Origin of the sequence: Protofrankia sp. CiP3, assembly GCF_917627345.1 — a bacterium.
In the GTDB taxonomy this organism is placed as follows: domain Bacteria; phylum Actinomycetota; class Actinomycetes; order Frankiales; family Frankiaceae; genus Protofrankia.
This window is the reverse complement of the sequence record NZ_CAKJTM010000009.1, coordinates 67,448-73,890: the sequence shown is the minus strand read 5'-3', so window position 1 is coordinate 73,890 and position 6,443 is coordinate 67,448. Positions and strand designations below refer to the sequence as shown.

6 protein-coding genes, 1 other RNA gene and 1 pseudogene are annotated in these 6,443 nt (G+C 67.0%); 7 read left to right on the top strand and 1 reads right to left on the bottom strand.

Translation table 11 applies throughout. From position 1 onward, the window contains the following. The 3 genes from MJ797_RS05565 to MJ797_RS05555 all read left to right on the top strand — a co-directional run. Positions 1–438 (top strand): Nif3-like dinuclear metal center hexameric protein (locus tag MJ797_RS05565; protein WP_239332498.1); only part of this gene is annotated, 438 nt, incomplete at its 5' end. Positions 439–536: 98 nt separating this feature from the next. Beyond that, positions 537–1,280 (top strand): zinc ribbon domain-containing protein, encoded by a 744-nt coding sequence (locus MJ797_RS05560; protein ID WP_239332496.1) that lies wholly within the window; start codon positions 537–539, stop codon positions 1,278–1,280. Positions 1,281–1,302: 22 nt separating this feature from the next. Then, entirely contained in the window at positions 1,303–2,445 is a 1,143-nt protein-coding gene (locus MJ797_RS05555; RefSeq protein WP_239332494.1) for a bifunctional RNase H/acid phosphatase, read from the top strand. A gap of 74 nt (positions 2,446–2,519) precedes the next feature. On the opposite strand, the gene MJ797_RS05550 is transcribed toward MJ797_RS05555, so the two are convergent. Then, positions 2,520–2,933, bottom strand: a complete 414-nt coding sequence (locus MJ797_RS05550) for a lipopolysaccharide assembly protein LapA domain-containing protein (protein ID WP_239332492.1) — start codon at positions 2,931–2,933, stop codon at positions 2,520–2,522. A 230-nt stretch (positions 2,934–3,163) separates the two neighbouring features. On the opposite strand from MJ797_RS05550, the gene rnpB reads away from it, so the two are divergent. The 4 genes and pseudogenes from rnpB to MJ797_RS05530 form a co-directional block, all read left to right on the top strand. Then, positions 3,164–3,578: RNase P RNA component class A (gene rnpB, locus MJ797_RS05545), an RNA gene on the top strand. 314 nt (positions 3,579–3,892) lie between these two features. Further along, complete coding sequence (locus MJ797_RS05540; RefSeq protein WP_239332490.1) at positions 3,893–5,071, top strand: ATP-binding protein; 1,179 nt, start codon at positions 3,893–3,895, stop codon at positions 5,069–5,071. Beyond that, positions 5,068–6,090 (top strand): ParA family protein, encoded by a 1,023-nt coding sequence (locus MJ797_RS05535; RefSeq protein WP_239332488.1) that lies wholly within the window; start codon positions 5,068–5,070, stop codon positions 6,088–6,090. The genes MJ797_RS05540 and MJ797_RS05535 overlap by 4 nt, the downstream gene beginning before the upstream one ends. Continuing rightward, a pseudogene (locus MJ797_RS05530) lies at positions 6,089–6,310 on the top strand (protein kinase); the annotation flags it as partial. The gene MJ797_RS05535 and the pseudogene MJ797_RS05530, both read left to right, overlap by 2 nt. Positions 6,311–6,443: the final 133 nt, after the last annotated feature.

The following is a 6,443-nucleotide window of genomic DNA, read 5'->3' as shown; positions in this document are numbered from 1 at the left end:
GCCGAGCCCGAACCACTCGGTGCGTTCTGCGCCCGGGTGGCGGCCGGGCTGCCCGCCACGGCGGGTGGGGTGCGCACCACCGGTACGCCCGAACGCCTGGTGCGCCGGATCGCGGTCTGCGGTGGCTCCGGCGGTGAGCTGATCGGCGCCGCCGCGCGCGCCGGAGCCGATGTGCTGGTGACCGCCGACGGACGGCACCACCACGTCCTGGAGGCTGTCAACGCCTACGGCGTCGCCATCGTGGACGTGGCGCACTGGGCGAGCGAATGGCCGTGGTTGCGGGACGCGTCCGCCCGCCTGAGCGCCGGCCTGGCCGGCCGAGGCCGTACGGTGAACATGACGGTTTCCAGCCTGGTCACCGACCCATGGCGATGGCACACGACCGCATCGTGGCCACCTGAACGCCCGGCGTCGGGAACCGTGCCGGGTACCGCCTGAAGCACCGTGCCGGGCAGCCCCCGCGCAAGCACGGTGAACCGCGGGAGCGGTGAACTGCGCACGCACACAGTGAGCCTGGTAAGCACAGTGAGGAGCACATGAAGGCCGACCAAGCGACCCAGCTTCGCCTGCTGGCGGTGCAGGCGATCGACTCCAGCCTTGACCGGCTCGCCGCGCGGCGGCGGAACCTGCCCGAACTCGCCGAGATCGACAAGCTGAGTTCGCGGCTCTCCGCGTCCAATGACGACCTGGTGCGGGTCTCGACGGAGCTGCGGGATCTGGGCCGTTCGCAGCAGAAGCTGGACGATGAGGTCGATCTGGTGCGGGCGCGGGCCGCCCGGGACCAGAAACGTCTCGACTCCGGGCAGATCACCAGTTCCCGGGAGCTGGAGAATCTACAGGCGGAGATCACCTCGCTCGCTCGCCGGCAGAACGCCCTCGAGGACGAGACGCTGGGACTGATGGAGGTCATCGAGGGGCTCCAGACCCGCGCGGGGGTGATCCGGGCTGATCAGGAGCGTCTCGAGGCCGAGCTGGCGGCAGCCAGCGGCAGCCGGGACACCGCGTTCGCGGAGATTGACAAGGAGACGGCGGCGCGTCGCGGTGAACGCGATGCCATCGTCGCGACCCTTCCCGCGGATCTGCTGTCGCTCTACGAGCGCCTGCGTGTCTCCTCCGCCGGTGTGGGTGCGGCGCGTCTCGTCCGACGCCGGTGTGAGGGATGTCACCTGGAGCTGTCCGGCGCTGATCTGCGTGACGTCGCGGCGGCGGCGCCGGACGAGGTCGTGCGTTGCGAGGAGTGCCGGCGCATCCTTGTCCGGACCGCCGAATCGGGTCTGTGAGCACCGGCGATGGGAGCAGATCATGAATGACCGTCCGTCGCACCGGCTTGTCGTCGAAGCCGACGGCGGATCGCGGGGTAACCCGGGCCCAGCCGGTTACGGCGCGCTTGTCCGGGACGCCGACACCGGTGAGGTCCTGGCCGAGCGGGCCGGGTCGATCGGCCGGGCGACCAACAACGTCGCCGAGTACCAGGGGCTGATCGCGGGCTTGCGAGCGGCGGCTGACATCGATCCGAACGCCGCCGTCGAGGTCCGGATGGACTCGAAACTCGTCGTCGAGCAGATGAGCGGACGATGGAAGATCAAACATCCGGCCATGCGCCCGCTGGCGATGGAGGCCGCGGATGTCGCGCTCGGCTTCTCGCAGGTCCGCTACGGCTGGATTCCGCGGGAGCGCAACGGCCATGCCGATCGGCTGGCGAACGAGGCCATGGACGCCGCCGCCCAGGGACGCACCTGGGAGCCAACGGAACCCCAGTCACCCGAGCCCACACCGCACCTGGCACCGACCACGAACCGGTTGTCCGGGTGGATGGCTCCGCCCGCGCCACCCACGACCACCGTGCTGTTGCGCCATGGCCAGACCCCGATGTCGGTGGAGAAACGCTTCAGCGGCACGGTGGACGTCGGGCTGACCGACATCGGCCACGCGCAGGCGGACGCCACGGCGGGACGGTTGCGCGAGGTTGTGTTCGATGCGGTGTACTGCTCGCCGCTGAAACGGGCCCGGCAGACCGCGGATGCCCTCGGCCGGGACTACATCGTTGACGACAACCTGCGCGAGACCGACTTCGGCGCCTGGGAGGGCATGACCTTCGGCGAGGTCCGTCGGCGTTTTCCCGAGGAGCTGAACGCGTGGCTGGCTGATCCGGCGGTGCAGCCGTCCGGTGGGGAGAGCATTCTGGACACGGTCCGGCGGGTCACCGCCGCCCGGGACCGCGTCCTCGCCGCGCATCCGGGCGGGCGGATTCTCCTTGTCTCGCACGTGACGCCCATCAAGGCGTTGACGCAGCTGGCGCTTGACGCCACGCCCGCGGTGCTCTACCGGTTGCACTTGGACCTGGTGTCGATGTCGACGATCGACTGGTACTCGGACGGTCCAGCGGTGCTGCGCGGCTTCAACGACGGCATCCACGCCGCCCACCTGGTTGAGGCAGGCCAGTAGAGACAGGCGCTAGCAGGAGCAGCGAGGTGACGGCGGTGGGCCGGCCGGACCGGGCCGAGGAGGAGCGAGCCCGGTCAGTGTCTGCCGCGGCGGTACTGGTGCAGCTCCCTGCGCACCCTGACCTGGCTGATCAGTCCGATCAGCAGGCCGATGACGAGGCCAGCCGCGGCTGCCGCGGCGAGCGCGCCAGCCACCGACATGTTCGGGAACGATCCGAACAGCCAGATGTTGACCCGCGCGTTGTTCTTCAGGACGAACACGACTACGGCGATCGCGATCAGCAGGACGACTATGGTGATCGCGTAGGTGGCGTAGCCGACTCCCTTGCGTGGTGCCGCCGCCGCGGGGGCGGGGCCGGCGGGAGGGACCGTCGCGGTCGGGCTGGGCCCGGTGGGGGACGGCACCGGCGGGATGCCGCCGCTGGGCGGTGCCGCCCGGGGAGGGGTGCCATCAATCTTCTTGCTGGGCTGCTCCCCAGGGGTGGTCACGGCCGATCCCCGTCCTTCGTCCCATCAACGACCTGACAGTCCATGCCGCCCATGGCGCACGGTGTTACCCACCGGGCACGGTGTCACCATGACGCGGCGCATCCATGTCTCCGGAAGGCCGGAGGCTGCGCGATCGTACTATTCCGTGGGGCTGGTGGCCCAGCTGTTCGGGTTGCTGATCGACAGAGCTGCCCGGTCCGGCCGCCGTGTCATATGCTGAGGATCGTGGATGAGTCGGCCAGGCGGTCGCGTCGGTTCCGCTCCGGCGGAGCCGCCGAGGAACGTCCGGGCTCCACAGGGCGGGGTGGTGGGTAACACCCACCCGGGGTGACCCGCGGGACAGTGCCACAGAAAACAGACCGCCGGCATCCCTCGGATGCTGGTAAGGGTGAAACGGTGCGGTAAGAGCGCACCAGCGCCCGGGGTGACCCGGGCGGCTAGGTAAACCCCACCTGGAGCAAGGTCGAAAGGTTCCGGGGCCGCGAGGCCCGGGAACTGCGCAGGCGTTCGAGGGCTGCCCGCCCGAGCCTGCGGGTGGACCGCTGGAGGCTGTCGGTAACGTCAGCCCGAGATAGATGACCGCCGGCCGGGGCCCGCCGCAAGGCGCCCGGCCCACAGAACCCGGCGTACCGGCCGACTCATCCGCCCCACCCGCACCAACGCCCGGATCATGATGCTGACCTGGGCAGACAGCATCGGTTCACGAGGCTTAAGGATGTGAATCTGATGCTGCGATAGAAGCATCAGATTCACATCGTTGAGAGCCGGCAGGTCGTTGAGGTCTCCCTTTCCCCAGCTGGCGCCCGACGGTCTGACGGTGCGACGGTCGCGTTACGAGCCCACTTTGGGCGGGCCTGTCGACGGGCTGAGCCCTGATCCAGCCGAGATGAGCGACATCGGAGACAACGCGGCACCTGCCGACAAGGTTTCCCTACTACGGGTGGGACAGAATTAGCGTCATGAGAACAGATCTTGCGACGGCCCTGGGTACCCAGGAGACCGCCAACCTCGAGTTCAAGCGGGAGGCCAAGGACCGTAACGCCATCCGCGAGGCGATCTGTGCTCTGGCCAACGATCTACCGGGACTGGGCGGCGGATGCCTGATCATCGGCGTCGACAAGTCTGGTAGGCCGGTCGAGCAGGTCGACACATCGGATCAGGCGCTGCTCGGGCTTACCAGCATCCGTGATGAGGGGAGGATTCTGGATCGGCCTTCGATCGTGGTGAGCCGCGCCATATTTCAGGGGCAGCCGGCCGTCCAGATCGACGTGAGTGCGTCCCGGACCCCACCGGTCCGGTTCGACAACGTCGTCTGGGTGCGGCCGGGACCGTCAACCCGCAGGGCGACCCGCGACGACGAGCGGGTGCTCTCCGAGCGGAGGCGCTCCTTTGAAACTCCGTTCGATGTCCGTCCCATCACAGGCAGCACCACCGACGACCTCGATCTCGATCTTTTCCGGTCGGACTACCTACGCTCCGCGGTCGATCTGTCGGTTCTGGAGGAGAACGGTAGGCCGACCGAGCAGCATCTGGCGTCACTGCGACTTGCCGACATCAATGGCACCCCGACCGTCCTCGGTCTCCTCCTTGTCGGGCTGGGCCCGAGCGCGCGAATTCCTGGCGCATACGTCCAGTTCATCCGGTACGAGGGGATTGATGTTGGTGGTGCCGTCTTGGATGAGCAGGAACTCCGGGTCAATGTCATCAACGCTGCGGAGCGGCTGGAGACCCTGTACAAGGGACACCTGCACACCCGACTGATCGAGGTGAGCGGGTTTCGCGAGGAGCCGAGGCCGGACTATCCGATCGAGGCGCTCCGAGAGGTGTGCATGAACGCGATCATGCACCGCAACTACGAGTCATCGAACGCGCCGGTCCGCGTTGCCTGGTTTGACGACCGGATCGAGGTGACCAATCCCGGTGGACCGTTCGGCCAGGTTCGGTCAGACAACTTCGACCGGGTCAACGACTACCGGAACCCCTCACTTGCCGCCGCGATGAAGTCGCTGGGCTACGTCAACCAGTTCGGCCGCGGTATCGGGCGTATCCGGGCGTCATTGAGCCGGAACGGCAACCCCGAACCTGAGTTCATCGTCGATGACGCCTCGTGGACCGTGACCCTGAGGAGCGCCACGTGATCTCGGTGGCGCTGTTCAATAACAAGGGTGGTGTAGGGAAGACGACCCTCACCTATCACCTCGCGCACATGCTCCAGCGGCTCGGCAAGAATGTTCTTGCCGTGGACCTGGATCCCCAGTCGAACCTGACGGTGGCCTTTCTTGATGAAGAGAAACTCGAGCTGATCTGGCGGGAGCCCGACGAGCCGACGTGGTCGGCCGGGCGGGGCGAGGCTGACAGCGCTACCACAGTTGCCGCCGCCGTCAGGCCGATTATGGAAGGCATGGGGGACATTCGTCCGTGTGAGCCTGAACAGATCGCGGATGGGCTCTGGTTGCTTGCTGGTGACCTGACGTTGAGCGCTTTCGAGGATCGGTTGAGCGAATCCTGGCCCAAGGGCTTCACTGGAGACCCGGCAGCGCTGCGGACGACAACGGCGTTCCACCGGATTATTCAGGTCGCCGCTCGACGGGTCAGAGCCGATGTCGTACTCATCGATGTCGGCCCTAATCTCGGCGCAATCAATCGAGCGGCTCTGCTTGCTGCTGACACTGTGCTCGTTCCACTGGCGGCGGATCTGTTCTCCCTCCGAGGACTGCGAAATCTTGGACCGACCCTCCGGACGTGGCGGGCGACCTGGCACCACAAGGTACTCCCGGACCTCCCGCCGAGGATTGATGCACCGCCTGGCCGAATGACTCCCCTCGGTTACGTCATTATGCAGCCGACGATGCGCCTGGACCGCCCCGTCAAGGCATACCAACGATGGCTCGATCGCATTCCTCAGGTCTTCGCGTCGGACGTGCTAGGTGAACCGGAGGCGAAAACAAGCCTCGGATCGTATGAAATCGCAACGCTACGCAATTACCAGAGTCTGATGCCGCTCTCGCATGATGCGCGCAAGCCGATGTTCGACCTGAGAACCGCAGATGGCGCGCTGGGTAGTACCCAGACGCTTGTCAGTCGGTGCTACCACGACTTCCAGTCGCTCGCGACGACGCTCCTGCAGAGGCTGGACTCAGTGCAGGTCGAGAACTGACTCAGCTGGTTTGCTGAAGGTCACCGACTTCGGTATCACGAAAATCGTGGAGGGGCCGGCGACTACCGCGAGCGCGGTTATCGGCACTCCGCGGTATATGGCCCCCGAACAGATCCTCGGTGGCCGGCTGAGCCCGGCCACCGATCTGTACGCCCTGGGGGCGTCGCTGTATGAGCTGCTGGCCGGGACGCCACCGTTTGATCCGGCGCTGCCGGCCCCGGCACCCGGTAGAACGCCGCTACCGGGGCCTGCGCCGCCTCGTGACGCATCCGCTTGGCATCCGACAGCCCTTGAAGGACTTCCAGCGCCGACCATGTAGAGCGCCCGAGGATAGGGCGTTCGGGTCAGTGAAT